This window comes from Leclercia adecarboxylata, from assembly GCF_035787115.1.
Classification (GTDB): Bacteria; Pseudomonadota; Gammaproteobacteria; order Enterobacterales; family Enterobacteriaceae; genus Enterobacter; species Enterobacter adecarboxylatus_E.
This window is the reverse complement of record NZ_JALKTL010000003.1, coordinates 62,611-82,597: the sequence shown is the minus strand read 5'-3', so window position 1 is coordinate 82,597 and position 19,987 is coordinate 62,611. Positions and strand designations below refer to the sequence as shown.

Sequence of the window (19,987 nt, the reverse complement as noted above, 5' to 3'; positions counted from 1 at the left end):
TACACCCTCTCCCCTTTGGGGAGAGGGCCGGGGTGAGGGGTAATATGTGCACATCACTTAAGGAGTCCTCATGAAACGCTCCGACATCAACGAAATCCTCGGCCACACGCGGCAGTTTTTCTCCATGCACGATGTGCATCTGCCCCCTTTTGCCAGCTTTCCCCCTGCCCGCTGGCAGCAGCTCAACGCTGACGCCTGGCGCGAAGTGTTCGATCTCCGCCTCGGCTGGGACGTGACCGCCTTCGGCGGCGATAACTTTGCGGCGCAAGGCCTGACCCTTTTTACCCTGCGCAATGGCTCTCCCGGCGGCAAGCCGTGGGCCAGATGCTATGCAGAAAAGATCATGCACGTGCGCGACGGACAGGTCACGCCCCTGCACTTCCACTGGCGCAAACGCGAGGACATCATCAACCGCGGCGGCGGCAACCTGATTCTGGAGCTGTGGAACGCCGATGAGAATGAGCAGAAAGAGGACGGCGATATCACCGTCTCCATTGACGGCTGCCAGCAGACCCATGTGGCAGGCAGCCATATCCGTCTTACGCCGGGAGAGAGCATCTGTCTGCCGCCCGGTTTGTATCACAGCTTCTGGGGTGAGGCGGGCTTTGGTGACGTGCTGGTCGGGGAGGTCTCTTCGGTGAATGATGACGACACCGACAACCACTTCCTGCAACCCACCGCCCGCTATAACAACATTGTTGAAGACGAACCGGCCATGCTGGTGTTGTGCAACGAGTACAGCCTGTTTCGCCTGTAAGGAGTGCTTTATGCCGCTTATCTCTCTCGCCGACGGGCTGGCGCATGCCCGGGAACATCGTTACGCGCTGGGGGCGTTTAACGTCCTCGACTCTCACTTCCTGCGCGCGCTTTTTGCTGCGGCCCGCCAGGAAAGTTCGCCGTTTATCATCAACATTGCCGAAGTGCATTTTAAGTATGTCTCCCTCGACTCCCTGATGGAGGCGGTGAAGTTCGAAGCCGCCCGGCATGACATCCCGGTGGTGGTGAATCTCGATCACGGTCTGCATTTTGAGGCGGTGGTGCGGGCGCTGCGCTTAGGGTTCAGCTCGGTGATGTTCGATGGCTCAACGCTCAGCTACGACGAGAACATTCGCCAGACGCGGGAGGTGGTGAAGATGTGCCACGCGGTTGGCGTGTCGGTGGAAGCGGAGCTGGGGGCGGTGGGAGGAGATGAAGGCGGTGCCCTGTACGGCCACGCCGACGAAGCCTTTTTCACCGACCCTGCCCTTGCGCGGGAGTTTGTCGACCAGACCGGCATTGATGCGCTGGCGGTGGCCATCGGCAATGCCCACGGCAAGTACAAGGGCGAGCCAAAGCTCGATTTTGCGCGCCTTGACGCCATCCGCCAGCAAACCGGCCTGCCGCTGGTGCTGCACGGCGGGTCCGGAATCAGCGATGCCGATTTTCGCCGCGCCATTGAGCTTGGGATCCACAAAATTAACTTTTATACCGGCATGTCCCAGGCCGCGCTGGGGGCGGTGGAGCAGCGAATGGCCAACCGCCAGCCGCTGTATGATGAGTTTGCTGAGCTGCTGCTGGGCATCGAAGAGGCGATTACCGACACCGTCGCCGCGCAGATGCGTACCTTCGGCAGCGCGGGGCAAGCGTAATGGAACGCCGGGGCATTATCGCGGCGGGCAATATGCTGGTGGATCATGTCCACCAGATTGTGCAGTGGCCGGAGCGCGGCTGGCTGGCGGAGATCACCCACAGCGAGCGCGCCACCGGCGGCGCGCCGCTCAACGTGCTGTTAACCCTGGCGAAGATGCATGCCGGGATCCCGCTGCAGGCGGTCGGGCTGGTGGGGGATGACCACGACGGGGATTACATTCTCGCCATGCTCGACCAGTATCACGTCAACCGCCAGCGGGTGCAGCGCACCACCTTTGCCCCCACCTCCATGTCGCAGGTGATGACCGATCCCAGCGGCCAGCGCACCTTTTTCCACTCGCCGGGGGCGAACCGGCTGCTGGATCTGCCCGCCTTTGACCGGCTCGATCCCAGTATGAAGATCTTCCATCTGGGCTATTTACTGCTGCTCGACAGCCTGGATATGCCGGACGAAGAGTACGGCACCCGCAGCGCGCGGCTGCTGGCGCAGATGCGCGAGCGGGGGTTTAAAACCTCCCTCGATCTGGTGTCGCGTAAGGGCGATCCGCGCTATCAGCCGCTGGTGCTCCCTGCCCTGCGCCATCTCGACTATCTGGTGATCAACGAGCTGGAGGCGGGTGAATTTAGCGGCCTGCCGATGCGCGATGAGCAGGATGCGCCGGTCATCGCCCATATCGCCAGCGCCGCGGCGCAGCTGCTGGCGGCAGGGGTTAACAAACGTGTGGTGATCCACTGTCCGGAGGGGGCATGGGGCCAGGAGCCCGATCGGGAGGGGGGCTGGATCCCCTCGTGGCGGCTTACGCGGGAGGAGATTGTCGGCAGCGTCGGGGCGGGTGATGCCTTCTGCGCCGGCTTTTTGTATGGCTGTCACGAATCGCTGTCGCTGACGGAGAGTATTCAGATGGCCCACGCCTGCGCGCGGGCCAGCCTGCTGGCCGCCAATGCCATCGACGGGGCAAAAACCCTGTCGGAGTTACAGCTGTTTATTCAGGAGAATCCCCTGCCTCAGGCGGCCCTGTCGCCGTGCTGCACGTCGGCGGCAAAGACGTAACCCAGCCCGCGAATGGTTTTAATCAGCAGCGGCTGATGGGGGTTAATTTCGATTTTGCGCCGCAGACGCATGATCAGCACGTCAATGGTGCGGTCAAACACCTCCGCGCTTTCGCTGTGGGTCAGCTCCAGCAACTGTTCGCGGCTCAGCACCCGCCGGGCATTTTGCGTCAGCGCCAGCAGCAAACCGTATTCGCCCTGGGTCAGGGAGACCACGCTGCGCGCGGCGTCAATCAGTTCACACCGGGCCGTATCCAGCGTCCAGCCGTTAAAGCTGATCCCGCCTGTCCGCGCCACTACCGCAGGTTCCGCCGCCAGCGCGCCGGTGCGGCGCAGCACCGCCTTAACGCGGGCTACCACCACCCGGGGGTTGAAGGGTTTGCCGATATAATCGTCCGCCCCCATCTCCAGGCCCACAACCACATCTGACTCGCTGCCAAGGCCGGTAAGCATAATCACCGGCAGTTCAGGGCGCTGCTTTTGCAGCTGCTGTAACACCTGCAAGCCGTTGATATCCGGCAGCATCATATCCAGCAACACCAGCGCAATATCCGGTACCTGCCGGGCCAGACGCAGGGCATCCTGGCCGTTGTGGCATACATGGACGTTAAAGACGTGCTCGTTGAGAACGTCCTGCAACAGTTCACAGACCGCGGTGTCGTCATCGACCACCAGAATTGCTGGTTTCATCACGGGATCCCATTGAGAAGATAACGATCAGTCTGGCCCATTCTGTGCAAGGCTCCAGCCCAAACGCCCTTTCCGTCACGAATCTTCAACCGCCGTCACATCCCCGTCGCTTCTGCTGCGGCAATTTTTGCGGCTGGCCTGCTTTTCGTCAGGGTTTTGCCCAGGATTCACCCGTAAAGTCAGGTAAAATCCACAACAAGATTGTGGCTTACAGGCTGCATACTCAACTGACCTGTCAGCATCATATGAAACTGGAGCAAGAGCGATGAAAAACGTCATCACGGTTTGCCCCTATTGCGCCTCAGGTTGCAAGATCAACCTGGTGGTCGATAACGGCAAGATCGTCCGGGCAGAGGCTGCCGACGGCAAAACCAATCAGGGCACGCTGTGCCTGAAGGGCTACTTCGGCTGGGATTTTATCAACGATACGCAAATCCTCACCCCACGTCTGAAAACCCCGATGATCCGCAGAAAACGCGGCGGCAAACTGGAGAGTGTTTCCTGGGATGAGGCGCTGGATTATGTCGCCCGTCGCCTCAGCGCCATCAAGGAAAAGCACGGTCCGGATGCGATCCAGACCACCGGCTCCTCGCGCGGCACCGGGAATGAAACCAACTACCTGATGCAGAAGTTTGCGCGTGCCGTTATTGGCACCAACAACATCGACTGCTGCGCACGCGTCTGACACGGCCCCTCGGTTGCAGGTCTGCACCAGTCGGTCGGGAATGGCGCCATGAGCAATGCCATCAACGAGATTGATCACACCGATCTGGTGTTTATTTTCGGCTATAACCCGGCGGATTCTCACCCGATTGTCGCCAGCCATATCCTGCGTGCGAAACAGAACGGGGCAAAAATCATCGTCTGCGATCCGCGGCGCATCGAAACCGCGCGTATTGCAGATATGCATATCGCCTTGCGCAACGGCTCGAACATCGCCCTGCTGAATGCCATCGGGCAGGTGATTATTGCGGAGGATCTCTACGATCGCGCTTTCGTCGCCACCCGCACGGAAGGCTTCGATGAGTATCGTAAAATCGTTGAACGCTATACCCCGGAGTCGGTGGAAGCCATTACCGGCGTGAGCGCACAGGCGATCCGTCAGGCTGCGCGTCTGTATGCCGGGGCCAAAACCGCCACCCTGCTGTGGGGGATGGGCGTCACCCAGTTCTGGCAGGGGGTGGAGACCGTGCGCGCCCTCACCAGCCTCGCCATGCTGACCGGCAACCTCGGCAAAGCCCACGTCGGGGTCAACCCGGTGCGTGGGCAGAATAACGTACAGGGCGCCTGCGACATGGGGGCGCTGCCGGATACCTACCCCGGCTATCAGTACGTTAAGGTTCCTGAAAACCGTGAAAAATTCGCCAGGGCCTGGGGCGTGGAGAGCCTGCCGGCGCACACCGGCTACCGCATCAGCGAGCTGCCGCACCGCGCGGCCCACGGTGAAGTACGGGCGGCGTACATTATGGGAGAAGATCCGCTCCAGACCGATGCCGAACTTTCGGCGGTGCGTAAAGCCTTTGACGATCTGGAGCTGGTGATTGTCCAGGACATTTTCATGACCAAAACCGCGGCGGCGGCGGACGTGATTTTGCCGTCCACTTCCTGGGGCGAACATGAAGGGGTCTATACGGCGGCCGATCGCGGCTTCCAGCGCTTCTTTAAAGCGGTAGAGCCGAAGTGGGATCTGAAAACCGACTGGCAGATTATCAGCGAGATCGCGACCCGGATGGGCTATCCGATGCACTACGACAACACCCAGCAGATCTGGGACGAGCTGCGCCAGCTGTGTCCGGCCTTTAAGGGCGCCACCTATGAGAAGATGGGCGAGCTGGGCTACATCCAGTGGCCGTGCCGGGACGAGTCCCCGGCGGATCAGGGCACCTCGTACCTGTTCGCAGAGAAATTTGATACCCCGAACGGGCTGGCGCAGTTCTTCACCTGCGACTGGATGGCGCCAATGGATAAGCTCTCGCCAGAATATCCGATGGTACTCTCCACCGTGCGCGAGGTAGGCCACTACTCCTGCCGCTCCATGACCGGCAACTGTGCGGCGCTTTCGGCGCTGGCCGATGAGCCTGGCTATGTGCAAATCAACACTAAAGATGCCGACCGGCTGGGCATTGAGGATGAGACCCTGGTGTGGGTCAACTCCCGCAAGGGGCGGGTGATCGCCCGGGCGCAGGTAAGCGATCGGCCCAACGTCGGGGCGGTATATATGACCTACCAGTGGTGGATTGGCGCCTGCAACGAACTGGTAACGGAAAACCTGAGTCCGATAACCAAAACGCCGGAATATAAATATTGTGCCGTGCGCGTCGAGCCGATAGCGGCTCAGGCTGTCGCCGAGCAATATGTTATCGATGAATATAACAAGATAAAAAACCATTTACGGGAAACCGCCATGGGCTGACGTAATTAAAGGAACGCGTAATAAAACGGAGTGAAATATTCACTCCGTTTTTATTTGCATAATAAAAACGAAATATGGCGAATATTATTTTGCGAGCGTGATTCCAGACAAATGTAATTTCGCCCAGAACGAATTACATCTTTTCTTTCTGGTTCATAGGGATAAGATTATCGGCGGGTGCTTAAGGCTTTCTGTCTTAAGCATGATTGAGGGACAGGAAGTGAAAAACCCCGGAAATGTTTCCATTAACCGGGGCTATCCCTCAACTACCCAACAAGTTGAGAATAGCCCCTTCTTCTTTTCTTAGCAAGGAGTAAAGGGCATGACGCCATTAATAGCAGCGTTAGGCATAATAATTATTATTTGCCTGACCATCGTGATATTCACCTTTATTAATCGCGGTAAGTTATGCGAACTCACAATAAAGACGAAGCAACACGAAGTGGCGGCTAAATTAGCCTGCGCGGCAGGCTAACTTCAGCGGGCAGGGAGACCCGCCCGGCTTGTGGGGAGTGGAGGTCGTAATGCACCCATTTTTTTCTTCACATCGCCCGCTTATACTGCCCGCTATGTACCCCTAAGACTATAAAACATGAAACCTCTTTATCTGTTGTTAATCCTTTTTACTTCCCTGGCAGGCGCCGAAGAGATTGGCGGCCCGTACCTGAAGCAGGCGGAGGCAGGCGACAGCCGCGCCCAGTATTATCTTGCCGAAACGTACTACAGTTCGGGTGATGATAAGCAGGCTGAAATCTGGGCTGAGAAAGCGGCAAAAGGCGGTGATGTGGATGCCATGGCGCTGCTGTCGCAAATCAAGGTTAAGCACGGCGATCTGGCGCAGGCAAAGGGGCTGGCGCAGCAGGCCACCGTGGCCGGCAGTTCGCCGGGAGCCGTCATGCTGGCACGGCTGCTGGTGAATACCCGGGCCGGGAAAACGGACTACCCGCAGGCGCTCAGCCTGCTGCAAAACGTCGCTGAGAATACCGAAGATGACGCCGCCGTGGATGCCCGGCAGCTGCTGGGGCTAATCTACGCTAACGGCGTGGAGGTGGCGCAGGATGACGTGCAGGCCGCGCAGTGGTTTAAGCAGAGCTCCACTCTTTCACGCACAGGCTATGCGGAATACTGGGCGGGCCAGGTGTTTAAGCAGGGCGAGGACGGATTTATCACCCCCAATAAACAGAAGGCGCTGTACTGGTTGAATCTGAGCTGTAGCGAAGGGTTTGATACCGGATGTGAAGAGTTTGATGCCTTAAGCGGGGAGTAATATTTTTACCCTCTCCCCAAAGGGAGAGGGTATGTATGATTTACTGGTCAGCCGTCTTATCAAAACGACCCAGCACTTCGCGCTCATACGCCAGCGCTTTCTTACGGTCGAATTTGTGTTCCCACTTGGAAATCACCAGCACCGCCAGGGCGTTACCCACCACGTTCAGCGCGGTACGCGCCATGTCGAGGATACGATCAACACCGGCGATAAACGCCAGCCCTTCCAGCGGAATGCCCACGCTTCCCAGAGTAGCCAGCAGCACCACAAACGACACGCCCGGCACGCCGGCGATCCCTTTCGAGGTCACCATCAGGGTCAGCACCAGCACGATCTCCTGCCACAGGGAGAGGTCGATACCGTACAGCTGGGCAATAAAGATGGCGGCGATACTCTGGTACAGCGTTGAACCGTCGAGGTTAAAAGAGTATCCGGTCGGCACCACGAAGCTGGTGATCGACGCAGGCGCCCCGTAGGCTTCCATCTTCTCGATAATACGCGGCAGCACGCTCTCGGAGCTGGCGGTGGAGTACGCCAGAATCAGCTCGTCTTTCAGGATGCGGATCAGGATCCAGATGCTCAGGCCGCACATCCGCGCCACCAGCCCCAGCACCACCAGGGCGAAGAAGATAATCGCGAAATGGACCAGGATCACCAGCTTCGCCAGCGGCCACAGAGAGGCAAAACCGAAGTTCGCCACCGTAACGGAGATCAGGGCAAACACACCCACCGGCGCATAGCGCATCACCATATGGGTGACTTTGAACATGGTTTCAGAGATGGAGCGGAACACGGTCACCAGCGGCTCGCGGTGAGCGGACGGCAGCGACGCCAGCCCCAGGCCGAACAGCACCGAGAAGAAGATAATCGGCAGCATTTCGCCCTTCGCCATCGAGGCCACGATATTGGTCGGCACCAGCGACAGGATTGTTCCCATCAGGCCATGAGCGTGGCTTTGCACATCGGCGGTTGTGCTCTGGTATTTCGAAATATCCACCGTCGCCAGCTGCGACATATCAATGCCCGCGCCAGGCTGGAACACATTCGCCAGCGTGATACCGAGAATGATGGCTACCGTAGTGATCACTTCGAAATAGAGAATGGTTTTCGCGCCGATTCGGCCCAGCTGTTTCGCATCACCCACCCCGGCAATCCCCACCACCAGCGTCGAGATCACAATTGGCACCACAATCATCTTAATCAGATGAATAAAGATATCACCGGCAGGCGACAGGAGATTGGCAATCAGCCATTCGCGGCTGTCGCTGTGATAATGCAGATAACTACCCAGCAAGATACCCAGCACAAGGGCCAGCAAAATTTGCCAGGCCAGGCTGACTTTCAAATTTTTCATGACAAGAAACTTCCTCAATGAAGTGTTCGTACTCGTAAAACGGAGGGGACGACACATACTGAAAGGGTATGAATTGTGTTGCGTTCATTTATGGGGTTTTTTAACGCGCGGTATCAGTACCATTTGCATGGCATGCTGCGCAAGCCTTTAAGAACAAGGCATTTGACTGACAAAAGAGGTTATTACGCTAATTTATATTGATGATGATAAATAACCTTTTGTTATAAAAACGCTTTTTTATCTATAAAAGCAAATAATCCTGATGAGCAATTATTTTCTTTAAAAGTGTCATTTGCTCGTATTTTGTACTCTTTAACATTTGCGTGATCTGTCGCCCAAATAGTAAACAAAGCTGGCAAAGCCCCTACAATTAACGTTTTTGCGACATATTATTAACATCCTACAAGGAGAACAAAAACCATGAGCCAAGTCCATAAACACGACATTCCCGCAACGATTGCGGACCGCTGCCTGATTAACCCGGAGCAGTACCAGGAGAAGTATCAGCACTCCATCACCAATCCTGACGCCTTTTGGGGCGAACAGGGCAAAATCCTTGACTGGATCACCCCGTATCAGACGGTCAAGAACACCTCTTTTGCCCCAGGCAACGTCTCTATTAAATGGTATGAAGACGGCACGCTGAATCTGGCCGCCAACTGCCTGGATCGCCACCTCGCCGAGCGTGGGGATCAGACGGCAATCATCTGGGAAGGCGACGACGCCTCGCAGAGCAAAAATATTACCTACCGCGAACTGCACCGCGATGTCTGCCGCTTTGCTAATGTGCTGCTGGCTCAGGGCATCAAAAAAGGCGACGTGGTGGCTATCTATATGCCGATGGTGCCGGAAGCGGCCGTGGCGATGCTGGCCTGTGCCCGCATCGGTGCCGTGCACTCCGTTATCTTTGGCGGGTTCTCGCCGGAAGCGGTGGCCGGGCGCATTATCGACTCCAGCTCAAAACTGGTGATCACCGCCGACGAAGGCGTACGTGCTGGCCGTGCCGTTCCGCTGAAAAAGAACGTCGATGACGCGCTGAAAAACCCGAATGTGAACAGCGTAAACAGCGTGATTGTGCTGAAGCGCACCGGCAATGCCATTGAATGGCATGAAGGCCGCGACCTGTGGTGGAGCGACCTCATTGAGCAGGCCAGCGACCAGCACCAACCGGAAGCGATGAACGCGGAAGATCCGCTGTTTATCCTTTATACCTCCGGTTCCACCGGCAAGCCGAAGGGGGTGCTGCACACCACCGGCGGCTATCTGGTCTATGCCGCGACCACCTTCAAGTATGTCTTTGATTATCATCAGGGTGATATCTACTGGTGTACCGCCGACGTGGGCTGGGTCACCGGTCACAGCTACCTGCTGTACGGCCCTCTGGCCTGCGGCGCCACCACGCTGATGTTCGAAGGCGTGCCAAACTGGCCGACCCCGGCGCGCATGAGCCAGGTGGTGGATAAGCATCAGGTCAACATTCTCTACACCGCGCCGACCGCGATCCGCGCCCTGATGGCAGAAGGCGACAAGGCGATCGAAGGCACCGACCGCTCCTCCCTGCGCATTCTGGGTTCCGTGGGCGAGCCCATCAACCCGGAAGCCTGGGAGTGGTACTGGAAGAAAATTGGTAACGAGAAGTGCCCGGTGGTCGACACCTGGTGGCAGACCGAAACCGGCGGGTTCATGATCACCCCGCTGCCAGGCGCCACCCAGCTGAAAGCCGGCTCCGCGACCCGTCCGTTCTTTGGCGTCCAGCCCGCGCTGGTGGATAACGAAGGCACGCCGCTGGAAGGGGCCACCGAGGGCAATCTGGTGATTACCGACTCTTGGCCTGGCCAGGCGCGCACCCTGTTTGGCGATCACGATCGCTTCGAGCAGACCTACTTCTCCACCTTCAAAAATATGTACTTCAGCGGCGACGGCGCGCGTCGCGATGAAGATGGTTACTACTGGATCACCGGCCGCGTGGACGATGTGCTGAACGTCTCCGGGCACCGTCTGGGCACCGCAGAGATTGAATCCGCGCTGGTATCACATCCGAAGATTGCCGAAGCGGCCGTAGTGGGTATACCGCACAACATCAAAGGCCAGGCGATCTATGCCTACGTCACGCTGAACCACGGCGAAGAGCCGTCACCTGAGCTGTATACCGAAGTGCGTAACTGGGTGCGTAAAGAGATTGGCCCGCTTGCCACCCCGGACGTGCTGCACTGGACCGACTCGCTGCCGAAAACCCGCTCCGGCAAAATCATGCGCCGTATTCTGCGCAAGATTGCGGCGGGCGATACCAGCAATTTAGGCGACACCTCAACGCTCGCCGATCCTGGCGTGGTGGATAAACTGCTCGAAGAGAAGCAGACCATCGCAATGCCATCGTAATTTTTTCTCCCTCTCCCTGTGGGAGAGGGCCGGGGTGAGGGCATCAGACCGCACCTTCCCCCTCACCCTAACCCTCTCCCTCAAGGGAGAGGGAATAAAAAAACCTCCCCTACAAATACTTCTGGAGAACTCTGATGAATGACAATATTTGTCAGCAGATAGAGAACAGTGCGCACTACAGGGAACTGGTAGATAAGCGGCAACGGTTTGCCTTCATTCTCTCTATTATCATGCTGATCATCTACGTGGGCTTTATTCTGCTGATTGCCTTTGCCCCACACTGGCTCGGCACCCCGCTGCATGCAGGCACCAGCGTTACGCGCGGCATCCCTATCGGCATCGGGGTGATCGTCATTTCGTTTGTCCTGACCGGCGTGTACGTCTGGCGGGCAAACGGCGAGTTTGATCGCCTCAATAAGGCGGTGCTGCGCGAGGTAAAAGTATCATGAAGCGAATTCTGACGGCGCTGGCCGCCACCCTTCCCTTCGCGGCAAATGCCGCCGATGCCATTAGCGGCGCAGTTGAACGCCAGCCGACCAACTGGCAGGCGATTGTGATGTTCCTGATCTTCGTGGTGCTGACGCTCTACATCACTTACTGGGCGTCGAAACGCGTGCGCTCGCGTAACGATTACTACACCGCGGGCGGCAACATTACCGGCTTCCAGAACGGGCTGGCTATCGCCGGGGACTTTATGTCGGCGGCCTCCTTCCTCGGCATCTCGGCGTTGGTGTATACCTCCGGTTATGACGGGCTGATCTACTCCCTGGGCTTCCTCGTCGGCTGGCCGATCATTCTGTTCCTGATCGCCGAACGCCTGCGTAACCTCGGGCGTTACACCTTTGCCGATGTGGCCTCATACCGCCTGAAGCAGGGACCGATTCGTACCCTCTCCGCCTGCGGCTCGCTGGTGGTGGTGGCGCTGTACCTCATCGCCCAGATGGTGGGCGCGGGCAAACTGATCCAGCTGCTGTTCGGCCTGAATTACCACGTCGCGGTGGTGCTGGTGGGTGTGCTGATGGTGATGTACGTTCTGTTCGGCGGCATGCTCGCTACCACCTGGGTACAGATCATCAAAGCGGTACTGCTGCTGTTTGGCGCCAGCTTTATGGCCTTTATGGTGATGAAGCACGTCGGCTTTAGCTTTAATAACCTCTTCACCGAAGCGATGGCGGTACACCCGAAAGGGGAAGCGATCATGAGCCCGGGCGGGCTGGTGAAAGATCCGATATCGGCGCTGTCGTTAGGGCTGGGGCTGATGTTCGGTACCGCGGGTCTGCCGCACATCCTGATGCGTTTCTTCACCGTGTCCGATGCGCGTGAAGCGCGTAAGAGCGTCTTCTACGCCACCGGCTTTATGGGTTATTTCTATATCCTCACCTTTATCATCGGCTTCGGCGCCATCATGCTGGTAGGGGCAAATCCGGCGTTTAAAGACGCGGCAGGGGCGCTGATCGGCGGTAATAACATGGCGGCGGTGCATCTGGCTGACGCCGTGGGCGGTAACCTGTTCCTCGGCTTTATCTCCGCCGTGGCCTTCGCCACGATCCTGGCGGTGGTCGCCGGCCTGACGCTGGCGGGCGCCTCTGCGGTCTCCCACGACCTCTATGCCAACGTCTGGCGTAAAGGCGCCTCTGAGCGCGACGAACTGAAGGTCTCTAAAATCACCGTGCTGGTGCTGGGTGTGGTGGCGATCCTGCTGGGGATCCTGTTTGAGAACCAGAACATCGCCTTTATGGTGGGGCTGGCCTTCTCGATTGCGGCAAGCTGTAACTTCCCGATCATTCTGCTCTCTATGTACTGGTCGAAGCTGACCACCCGGGGGGCAATGATCGGCGGCTGGCTCGGCCTGCTGACGGCGGTGATCCTGATGATCCTCGGCCCAACCATCTGGGTGCAGATCCTCGGTCACGAAAGCGCCATTTTCCCGTATGAGTACCCGGCGCTGTTCTCCATCGCCGTGGCCTTTATCGGTATCTGGGTCTTCTCGGCCACCGATAACTCGCCGGAAGGCAACCTGGAGCGCGAGAAGTTCCGTGCCCAGTTTATCCGTTCCCAAACCGGCCTGGGTGTCGAACAGGGCCGCGCGCACTAAAATCCCCTCCCCGGCCGCTGGTCGGGGATCACCTTTTTTCCCCCTTCAGGTGACGTTTATCACGTCGCCTGAAGGAAAAAAGCCGATCCGCATCACAGGCTTTATCTGCAATCCGCAACCTCCATCACACTTTTCCCGATTTCACGCCGTTCCCCGGCTTTCCCGCCGCGCTGAATACAGACAACCCCGGGCGCAGTTTTTATTCTTTAGTTACAGCGGCTCACCGAGGCTTCTGGCAAAGCGCTCAAGACGCGCCGGGCTCAGCAGCAGCGGCAGGAACAGCGGCCCGCTGGCAGGCGGGTTCGCCAGCCAGCGATCGAGGGTGTCGGTGTAGTGCAGCAGCCGCTGCTGGTGCGTCTGCAGCGTGTCGGCGGGCAGGCTGTCCGGGCCGTAATGGTCGAGCCACAGCACGTCGGTTACGGCGGCGGCGACCTGAGCGAACATCTGGCTGTAAATCTCCGCGCTGCGCCAGGCGGCCAGCAGGATCGCCAAAGTGTCGTCCGGGCAGGTTATCCGCGGCATCAGCTCGCGCAGGTTGTGCAGCGTGCGTGACGCCAGGAAGCAGGCGGCCTCTTTTTCCAGCGCCACCCGCTCGCGCTGCTCTTTGCCAGGGGCGGGATCGTCGGCGGGCATCAGCGGCTGCCAGGCGTGCATCCAGTTGGCGCTGCGGGTGTCCATATGCAGCAGCTGCTGGGCCTGGGCAATACTCTCCGGGATCTGGCTCTGATAGTGCAGCCGCCGCCCGAGAAAGTTTGGCGTTTTACACAGCCAGTCATAGCTGGCGTGGACGATGGCCGAAAGCTGATGCTTGTCCTGCAGGGAGCGAAAACCGAGCTGATGGTGTTCAGCCCAGCGATCGAAGGTGCCGGGCAGCGCCGCCCCGGCGGCCTGATTCGCGGCAGAAAGACCAAACAGGTTGATGGCGTTAACGGAGTCCATCACCCGGCTGTCGGGGAGCCACTGCCAGCTCACGCGGGAGGTAATGGCTTCGATTTCGTTTTCTGCGGCGCTGAGCGCCCAGCTTAAGCGACCGCCGATCTCATCGGCCAGATAGCACGGTAGCGCGGTCCAGCCGTAGCCGGTGCCAAAAAGGTCGTATTCGATCCACTTTTTATGTCCCGGCAGGGTGGCGATGTGCGGATGGTTAGCAAAGCCGGGGTGGTAATCCAGCTCGGTGGCTTTTACCGAGGCGCGCACGTCGTCCGGGAGCGTCGCCAGCATGTTCGGGAGCTGCTGTCGCGGCCAGCTGTTGTCGATAAAGTCGCGCAGGATGAGCTTCTTGCCCCGGGCGCGCAGCAGGCTCCAGACATCGTGCAGACTTTGCTGCCAGCGGCGGGTCTGAAACTCCGGCGTCGTCAGGCTGAGAATAAGGCCACCGAGGTGGGGCAGCGCCGCTAATAGCGGATGCAGTATCGCGGCATAAAAATGGTGCCAGAAATCAGGCGCGCTTTTTTCGTCGAACGTCAGTTCCGGAAATTTACGCTTAATAATGTCGTCATTGGGCGCGGCTTCGCCCTGAAGCCAGAACGATAAATTATTTTCCGCCAGATAACTGTCGACACGTTTTAAATAGTGCAGGGCGTAATGTTGCTGATGAATAAGGTTCTCGACGTTGAGTTTCTGGCTCAACGGCGAGGGCGTCGCAAGTACTGAAAGCAGTTCCTGTTGGTGCAGGATGATGCCAGTGAAACCGTGCTGTTTAGCGCTTTTAACCCCCTGAATAAACCAGGGCCAGTGCCAGATAAAGGTGCTGTTCAGCTCCATCAGTTGATGGGGAATACGTTTCATTGCGTCACCTTGCTGATAGTCATTTTGTTATTTAATCGAGGATGCCATGAAAAAATATGCTCTGGTCGGGACCGGCGGTCGCGCGGGTTTATATATTTCCGCCATCGGTGGAGCCTGGCGGGAAAATGCCAGACTTGTCGCGTTCTGTGATACTAACAAGACGCGTATGCAATACGCCAACCAGTTATTAAAAAACGAAGGGGCGACGCCGGTCTCCACCTGGCAGGCGGCGCAGTTTGAAGAGATGATCCGCGAGACGCGTCCCGATATTGTCATTGTCACCACCATGGACCGCACCCACGACGACTATATCGTGCGCGCGCTGCACGCCGGCTGCGATGTGATCACTGAAAAGCCGATGACCATCGACGAACAGCGCGCTCTGCGCATTCTCGACGCCATTGAAGAGACTGGCCGCACCGTGCGCGTGGCGTTCAACTACCGCTACGCCCCGCACCACAGCAAAGTGCGCGAACTACTGATGCAGGGGGTAATTGGCAAGGTGACCTCGGTGCACTTTGAGTGGCTACTCAACACCGAACACGGCGCGGATTACTTCCGCCGCTGGCACCGGGAAAAACGCAACAGCGGCGGCCTGCTGGTGCATAAATCCACCCACCATTTCGACCTGATGAACTTCTGGCTGGGCAGCTATCCGGAACGGGTCTACGCCGAAGGCAGCCTGCAGTTCTACGGCAAGGAGAACGCGGAGAAGCGCGGCGTTATGCAGTTCTATCCCCGCGCCCACGGCTTTGCCGGGGCGAAAGACGATCCCTTTGCGCTGCATATGGCAGAGAACGCGCAGCTCAAAGCGCTCTATCTGGACGCCGAGCACGAAGATAACTACTTCCGCGACCAGAGCGTGTTCAGCGACGGGATCACCATCGAAGACACGATGTCGGTGCTGGTGAAATACCAGAACCAGGTTCAGCTCACCTACTCCCTCAACGCCTATCTGCCGTGGGAAGGATTGAACGTGGTCTTTAACGGCACCGAAGGGCGCCTGGAGATGAAAATCGTCGAGAAGTCTTACGTCAACGCCGGGGGCGAACGTGAAAACGAGGGCAGCCTGGAGCAGTGCGAGCTGACCGTCTTCCCGATGTTTGCCGAGCCGTGGAAAGCGGAATTCAGCCTCGGTGAAGGGGGCCACGGCGGCGGCGATAACGCGATGCTGGCCGATCTGTTTGGCACGCCGGGAGAAGATCCGCTGCAGCGGGCGGCAGACCATCGCGCCGGAGCTATGTCCATCCTCACCGGCATTGCGGGCAATATCTCCATGCAGCAGCAGCGTCCGGTGAACTTTAAGGAGTTTGAGCTGGTTTCCCGTCTGACGAAACGTTAAGCGTCTCACGCCGGCGCGGGGACTGCCGCGCCGGAACCGCCGGTAGTATTATGCAGTTACTCACCTGTTTAATAACAATATTTATGCCTCTGTTCCGGAGACAATAATGAAAAAACGCGTTTCAGGTGTCATCGCATCGCTGTTATTTTCCTGTACCTCTGCCTGGGCGCAGCCGCCCGTTGAATTACGCATGTCGTGGTGGGGTGGCAACAGCCGTCACCAGGCCACGCTGAAGGCGCTGGACGCCTTTGAGAAGGCCCATCCGGAGATTAAGGTGAAGGCCGAATATACCGGCTGGGACGGACATCTTTCGCGCCTGACCACCCAGATGGCGAGCGGCACCGAGCCGGATGTCATGCAGACCAACTGGCCGTGGCTGATTATTTTTTCCAAAAACGGCGACGGTTATTACGACCTGGATAAGCTGAAAGCGGAACTCGATTTGAGCCAGTACCAGGCGCAGGATCTGCAATCGACTACCGTTAAAGGCAAGCTCAACGGCCTGCCGATTTCGGTCAATGCCCCGGTCTTTTACTACAACAACGTTACCTGGCAGAAAGCCGGGCTGACTTACCCGAAAACCTGGGACGACTTTTTTGCCGCCGGGAAGATCTTCCAGCAGAAACTGGGTAATAACTACTACCCCTACGCCATGGTCGATCAGGATGTGATTCTGCTGCTCAATGCGTACATGATGCAGACCCACCAGCAGCCGATGTTCAACAGCGACGGTACCTTCGCCTGGAACGAGGCGCAGTGGGTCGAGGCCTTCGGCTTTGTGAAGCGCCTGAGCGACGATCGCATCCTGCCCTCGCCTAAAACGCTCTCTTCCTACGGCAAAGGCAACCTCTATGAGATGAAGCCGTGGATTAACGGCGAGTGGGGCGGACTGTTCACCTGGAATATCACCATTCGCATGTTTGCCAATAACCTGACACCGCCTGCGAAGCTGGTGCTGGGCGACTACGTGATGCAGCCCGGCACGCAGGAGTCCGGGGTGTACTTCAAAACAGCGCAGATGCTGTCGGTGGCAAAATCCACCAGACACCCGAAAGAGGCGGCAATCCTGGTGAACTACCTGCTCAACGATCCGCAGTCGGTGGAGGCCCTGGGGCTGGAGCGCGGGATACCGCTCAACAAGGCGGCGGAAACACGGTTATCGGAGAAAGGGGTTATCGATCCGAACGATCCGGTGATTGCCGGGCTGCGCCAGGCGCAGTCGCTGCATACCACGGTCGTCGCCACGCCCTATATTGAAGATTTGCAGGTGATTGACCAGTTTACCTCGGCGCGGGAAAAGCTGGAGCAGGGCCAGCAGCCCGCTCAGGTCGCGGCAGATTTCCGCCAGAAGGTGGAGCGCATTGTGCGGCGTTTGAACCGTTAGCGCCGCATACAGAATCTGTAGGCCGGGTAAGCGCAGCGCCACCCGGCATTTATCAGAACATCACCCACGCCACCAGCGGGGCGGCCAGCACCATCACCACGCCGGAGAGCATCATCACCAGGCTTGCCACCACACCCTCCTGCGGGCCCAGCTCATAGGAGCGGGCGGTGCCCGCGCCGTGAGACGCCGCGCCAAAGCCAGCCCCTTTCGCCATCCCTTCGCGAATAGAGAGGCGCAGAAACAGCATATCCCCTACCGCCATCCCAAATACCCCGGTGACCACCACGAACAGCGCCACCAGATCCGGCTGTCCGCCGAGCGGTTTTGCCGCCGCCAGCGCAAACGGCGTGGTAACGGAACGCACCGCCAGGCTGCGCTGGATCTCATCCGACAGGGTAAATAACCGCGCCAGCCAGACAGAGCTGGTCACGGCCACCACCGTGGCGGTGATCACCCCGGCCGAGAGCGACATCCAGTGGCGCTTAATCACCGCCAGGTTATCGTACACCGGCACCGCAAAGGCGATGGTCGCCGGGCCCAGCAGCCACAGCAGCCAGTGCGCTTCACCGATATAGTTCTGCCAGGAGATATGGCCCCACACCAGCATCATCACCAGCAGGATGGGGGTGAAAACCAGCGGCATCAGCAGCAGTTTGCGAAAGCGGCGGTAGAGGCGCTTGTTGGCGAAGTAGATCGCCAGCGTCACCACCAGACAGAGCACGCTGACCTGAAAATTAGTCATGTTTCTGCCTGCTGATTTCAAAGCGGTACACTTTATCCACCACCCATGCTGTCGCGCCCAGCACCATCAGGGTGCTCAGGGCGATCACCGCAAAGATGCGCCAGCCATCCACCACCAGCAGCTGGACGTAGTTGACCACCGCTACCACCGCCGGCACGAAAAACAGCAGCATCTCCGCCAGCAGCCAGCGCGAGCCCGCCCGCACCCAGCGCAGAGGAATAATGCGACAGAGGATCAGGCTGAACATCAGCACCATCCCGACCAGGTTGGCCGGCAGCGGCAGATGGAGCCAGCCGACGAGGTATTCAGCGAAGACAAACAGACCCGCGTAAAGCAGTACCTGAACCGGGACCTGGAGTCGTTGCACGACGGCAGGCGTAACGCGACCTAACGCCACGGTCATGGAGGATTTCCTAAAAATGAGAGGGAGCGTCAGTATAGTCAGCGCCCGTAATTCACTGAAATGAATTAAAATCATCAAAGGTATAGTTTCGAGGAATAGTCATGGACATACGCACGCTGCGTTACTTTGTCGAAGTGGTCCGCCAGCAGAGTTTTACCCGCGCCGCGGAGAAGCTCTTTGTCACCCAGCCCACCATCAGCAAGATGCTGAAGAACCTCGAAGATGAACTGAACTGTACCCTGCTGATCCGCGACGGGCGCAAGCTGCTGTTAACCGACACCGGCCGCGTGGTGTTTGAGCGCGGGCTGGCGATCCTGGCGGAGTTTCGCCAGCTGGAGGCCGAGCTTGGCGACATCCACCACCTGAACAGGGGCATACTGCGCCTCGGCATTCCGCCAATGGTGGGGATGATGATGGCCGGACCCATTGGCCTGTTTCGCCAGCGTTACCCCGGCGTAGAGCTGAAAATTTCTGAATTTGGCGGCTTAACCGTCCAGCAGGCGGTGATCAACGGCGAGCTGGACCTGGCGATGACCGCCCTGCCGGTGGAGGAGGACAGCGGTTTGACTGCCCTACCGCTGTTCAGCCATCCGCTGTGCGTGCTGGTGCCGCGCTCCGGCAGCTGGATGACGCTTGATGCGATCAACCCTGAACTTCTGGCCGAGCATCCTTTGCTTATCTACAACGAAGATTTTGCCCTCAGCCGCCAGCTGATGCAGCTGTTTAACCAGCACGGCGTTAAGCCGCGCATTGCGGTGCGCAGCGGACAGTGGGATTTTCTGGCCGCGATGGTGCAGGCGGGGGTGGGGATCGCCATTCTGCCGCAGCCCATCTGCGAACGGCTGGATAAAAACACGCTGCGCTGGATCCCGCTGAACAGCGATCTGCACTGGCAGCTGGGGATGATCTGGCGGGAAGGGGTCTATCTGTCGCACAGCGCCCAGGCGTGGCTGAAGTGCTGTGAAGGATTTTGGGGCCCCTCACCCTAGCCCTCTCCCCATAGGGGAGAGGGAAAAAAGCCGCACCGTGCCCGATTATTCCCCTGAGATCGTAAAGCCGCACCGTGCCCGATTATTCCCCTGAGATCGTAAAGCCGCACCGTGCCCGATTATTCCCCTGAGATCGTAAAGCCGCACCGTGCCCGATTATCCCCCTGAGATCGTAAAGCCGCACCGTGCACGATTATTCCCCTGAGATCGTAACGCCGCACCGTGCCCGATTATTCCCCTGAGATCGTAACGCCGCACCGTGCCCGATTATTCCCCTGAGATCGTAAAGCCGCACCGTGCCCGATTATCCCCCTGGGATCGTAAAGCCGCACCGTGCACGATTATTCCCCTGAGATCGTAAAGCCGCACCGTGCCCGATTATTCCCCTGAGATCGTAAAGCCGCACCGTGCCCGATTATTCCCCTGAGATCGTAACGCTGCACCGTGCCCGATTATTCCCCT

Annotated in this window: 17 protein-coding genes; 12 read left to right on the top strand and 5 right to left on the bottom strand. The window is 58.4% G+C overall.

The features are described from left to right. Positions 1-70: 70 nt before the first annotated feature. From MXM41_RS11255 to MXM41_RS11245, 3 genes are read left to right on the top strand one after another with little or no spacing between them, the layout of a single operon-like run. Positions 71-757 (top strand): D-lyxose/D-mannose family sugar isomerase, encoded by a 687-nt coding sequence (locus MXM41_RS11255; protein WP_325932004.1) that lies wholly within the window; start codon positions 71-73, stop codon positions 755-757. A gap of 10 nt (positions 758-767) precedes the next feature. Continuing rightward, a complete protein-coding gene (locus MXM41_RS11250) occupies positions 768-1,628 on the top strand; it encodes a ketose 1,6-bisphosphate aldolase (protein WP_325932003.1) in 861 nt (286 codons plus the stop codon). Beyond that, entirely contained in the window at positions 1,628-2,680 is a 1,053-nt protein-coding gene (locus MXM41_RS11245; protein WP_325932002.1) for a carbohydrate kinase family protein, read from the top strand. The genes MXM41_RS11250 and MXM41_RS11245 overlap by 1 nt, the downstream gene beginning before the upstream one ends. Here the strand turns inward: MXM41_RS11245 and MXM41_RS11240 are convergent. Then, positions 2,635-3,369, bottom strand: a complete 735-nt coding sequence (locus tag MXM41_RS11240; RefSeq protein ID WP_325932001.1) for a response regulator transcription factor — start codon at positions 3,367-3,369, stop codon at positions 2,635-2,637. The two genes, MXM41_RS11245 and MXM41_RS11240, sit on opposite strands and share 46 nt — an antisense overlap. Positions 3,370-3,634: 265 nt before the next feature. On the opposite strand from MXM41_RS11240, the gene fdhF reads away from it, so the two are divergent. The 3 genes from fdhF (at position 3,635) to MXM41_RS11225 (ending at position 7,049) form a co-directional block, all read left to right on the top strand. Next, positions 3,635-5,782 carry a formate dehydrogenase subunit alpha gene (gene fdhF, locus MXM41_RS11235; RefSeq protein ID WP_325932000.1) on the top strand — a complete coding sequence of 716 codons (2,148 nt, stop codon included), beginning with the start codon at positions 3,635-3,637 and terminating at the stop codon, positions 5,780-5,782. Between the two features lie 322 nt (positions 5,783-6,104). Beyond that, positions 6,105-6,257: a Hok/Gef family protein gene (locus MXM41_RS11230; RefSeq protein ID WP_325931999.1), complete on the top strand. Its 153-nt coding sequence runs from the start codon at positions 6,105-6,107 to the stop codon at positions 6,255-6,257. A 117-nt stretch (positions 6,258-6,374) separates the two neighbouring features. After that, complete coding sequence (locus MXM41_RS11225) at positions 6,375-7,049, top strand: tetratricopeptide repeat protein (RefSeq protein ID WP_325931998.1); 675 nt, start codon at positions 6,375-6,377, stop codon at positions 7,047-7,049. Between the two features lie 40 nt (positions 7,050-7,089). On the opposite strand, the gene gltP is transcribed toward MXM41_RS11225, so the two are convergent. Beyond that, positions 7,090-8,403, bottom strand: coding sequence for a glutamate/aspartate:proton symporter GltP (gltP, locus tag MXM41_RS11220; RefSeq protein ID WP_325931997.1), 1,314 nt, complete (start codon positions 8,401-8,403; stop codon positions 7,090-7,092). 420 nt (positions 8,404-8,823) lie between these two features. Between gltP and acs the strand changes: the two genes are divergently transcribed. The 3 genes from acs to actP all read left to right on the top strand — a co-directional run bounded on the left by acs (position 8,824) and on the right by actP (position 12,877). Beyond that, positions 8,824-10,782, top strand: coding sequence for an acetate--CoA ligase (gene acs / locus MXM41_RS11215; protein ID WP_325931996.1), 1,959 nt, complete (start codon positions 8,824-8,826; stop codon positions 10,780-10,782). A gap of 134 nt (positions 10,783-10,916) precedes the next feature. Then, the gene (locus MXM41_RS11210; protein WP_325931994.1) at positions 10,917-11,231 is read left to right on the top strand and encodes a DUF485 domain-containing protein; all 315 of its coding nucleotides are present in this window, start codon (positions 10,917-10,919) and stop codon (positions 11,229-11,231) included. Next, positions 11,228-12,877, top strand: a complete 1,650-nt coding sequence (gene actP / locus MXM41_RS11205) for a cation/acetate symporter ActP (RefSeq protein WP_325931992.1) — start codon at positions 11,228-11,230, stop codon at positions 12,875-12,877. The genes MXM41_RS11210 and actP overlap by 4 nt, the downstream gene beginning before the upstream one ends. Before the next feature lie 210 nt (positions 12,878-13,087). On the opposite strand, the gene MXM41_RS11200 is transcribed toward actP, so the two are convergent. Beyond that, the gene (locus tag MXM41_RS11200; RefSeq protein ID WP_325931991.1) at positions 13,088-14,665 is read right to left on the bottom strand and encodes a hypothetical protein; all 1,578 of its coding nucleotides are present in this window, start codon (positions 14,663-14,665) and stop codon (positions 13,088-13,090) included. Positions 14,666-14,711: 46 nt separating this feature from the next. On the opposite strand from MXM41_RS11200, the gene MXM41_RS11195 reads away from it, so the two are divergent. Both MXM41_RS11195 and MXM41_RS11190 read left to right on the top strand, forming a co-directional pair. Beyond that, positions 14,712-16,007, top strand: a complete 1,296-nt coding sequence (locus MXM41_RS11195; RefSeq protein ID WP_325931990.1) for a Gfo/Idh/MocA family oxidoreductase — start codon at positions 14,712-14,714, stop codon at positions 16,005-16,007. A 106-nt stretch (positions 16,008-16,113) separates the two neighbouring features. Then, positions 16,114-17,391: an ABC transporter substrate-binding protein gene (locus tag MXM41_RS11190; protein WP_325931989.1), complete on the top strand. Its 1,278-nt coding sequence runs from the start codon at positions 16,114-16,116 to the stop codon at positions 17,389-17,391. Between the two features lie 52 nt (positions 17,392-17,443). Here MXM41_RS11190 and MXM41_RS11185 read toward each other — a convergent pair whose 3' ends face one another. Beyond that, positions 17,444-18,133 carry an LrgB family protein gene (locus MXM41_RS11185; protein ID WP_325931988.1) on the bottom strand — a complete coding sequence of 230 codons (690 nt, stop codon included), beginning with the start codon at positions 18,131-18,133 and terminating at the stop codon, positions 17,444-17,446. Continuing rightward, positions 18,126-18,536: a CidA/LrgA family protein gene (locus MXM41_RS11180; RefSeq protein WP_325931987.1), complete on the bottom strand. Its 411-nt coding sequence runs from the start codon at positions 18,534-18,536 to the stop codon at positions 18,126-18,128. Before MXM41_RS11180 ends, MXM41_RS11185 begins: the two co-directional genes overlap by 8 nt. Before the next feature lie 101 nt (positions 18,537-18,637). Here MXM41_RS11180 and MXM41_RS11175 point away from each other — a divergent pair, with 101 nt between their 5' ends. Further along, the gene (locus tag MXM41_RS11175; protein WP_325931986.1) at positions 18,638-19,525 is read left to right on the top strand and encodes a LysR family transcriptional regulator; all 888 of its coding nucleotides are present in this window, start codon (positions 18,638-18,640) and stop codon (positions 19,523-19,525) included. The last annotated feature ends 462 nt before the right edge of the window (positions 19,526-19,987 follow it).

What these genes read in the sequence shown, in the direction of transcription:
- MXM41_RS11230 (WP_325931999.1), top strand. Translation starts at nt 6,105, where the DNA reads ATGACGCCATTAATAGCAGCGTTAGGCATAATAATTATTATTTGCCTG.
- MXM41_RS11245 (WP_325932002.1), top strand. Translation starts at nt 1,628, where the DNA reads ATGGAACGCCGGGGCATTATCGCGGCGGGCAATATGCTGGTGGATCAT.
- MXM41_RS11195 (WP_325931990.1), top strand. Translation starts at nt 14,712, where the DNA reads ATGAAAAAATATGCTCTGGTCGGGACCGGCGGTCGCGCGGGTTTATAT.
- MXM41_RS11175 (WP_325931986.1), top strand. Translation starts at nt 18,638, where the DNA reads ATGGACATACGCACGCTGCGTTACTTTGTCGAAGTGGTCCGCCAGCAG.
- gltP (WP_325931997.1), bottom strand. Translation starts at nt 8,403, where the DNA reads ATGAAAAATTTGAAAGTCAGCCTGGCCTGGCAAATTTTGCTGGCCCTT.
- MXM41_RS11190 (WP_325931989.1), top strand. Translation starts at nt 16,114, where the DNA reads ATGAAAAAACGCGTTTCAGGTGTCATCGCATCGCTGTTATTTTCCTGT.
- MXM41_RS11250 (WP_325932003.1), top strand. Translation starts at nt 768, where the DNA reads ATGCCGCTTATCTCTCTCGCCGACGGGCTGGCGCATGCCCGGGAACAT.
- MXM41_RS11240 (WP_325932001.1), bottom strand. Translation starts at nt 3,369, where the DNA reads ATGAAACCAGCAATTCTGGTGGTCGATGACGACACCGCGGTCTGTGAA.
- acs (WP_325931996.1), top strand. Translation starts at nt 8,824, where the DNA reads ATGAGCCAAGTCCATAAACACGACATTCCCGCAACGATTGCGGACCGC.
- MXM41_RS11200 (WP_325931991.1), bottom strand. Translation starts at nt 14,665, where the DNA reads ATGAAACGTATTCCCCATCAACTGATGGAGCTGAACAGCACCTTTATC.
- MXM41_RS11255 (WP_325932004.1), top strand. Translation starts at nt 71, where the DNA reads ATGAAACGCTCCGACATCAACGAAATCCTCGGCCACACGCGGCAGTTT.
- MXM41_RS11210 (WP_325931994.1), top strand. Translation starts at nt 10,917, where the DNA reads ATGAATGACAATATTTGTCAGCAGATAGAGAACAGTGCGCACTACAGG.
- actP (WP_325931992.1), top strand. Translation starts at nt 11,228, where the DNA reads ATGAAGCGAATTCTGACGGCGCTGGCCGCCACCCTTCCCTTCGCGGCA.
- MXM41_RS11225 (WP_325931998.1), top strand. Translation starts at nt 6,375, where the DNA reads ATGAAACCTCTTTATCTGTTGTTAATCCTTTTTACTTCCCTGGCAGGC.
- MXM41_RS11185 (WP_325931988.1), bottom strand. Translation starts at nt 18,133, where the DNA reads ATGACTAATTTTCAGGTCAGCGTGCTCTGTCTGGTGGTGACGCTGGCG.
- MXM41_RS11180 (WP_325931987.1), bottom strand. Translation starts at nt 18,536, where the DNA reads ATGACCGTGGCGTTAGGTCGCGTTACGCCTGCCGTCGTGCAACGACTC.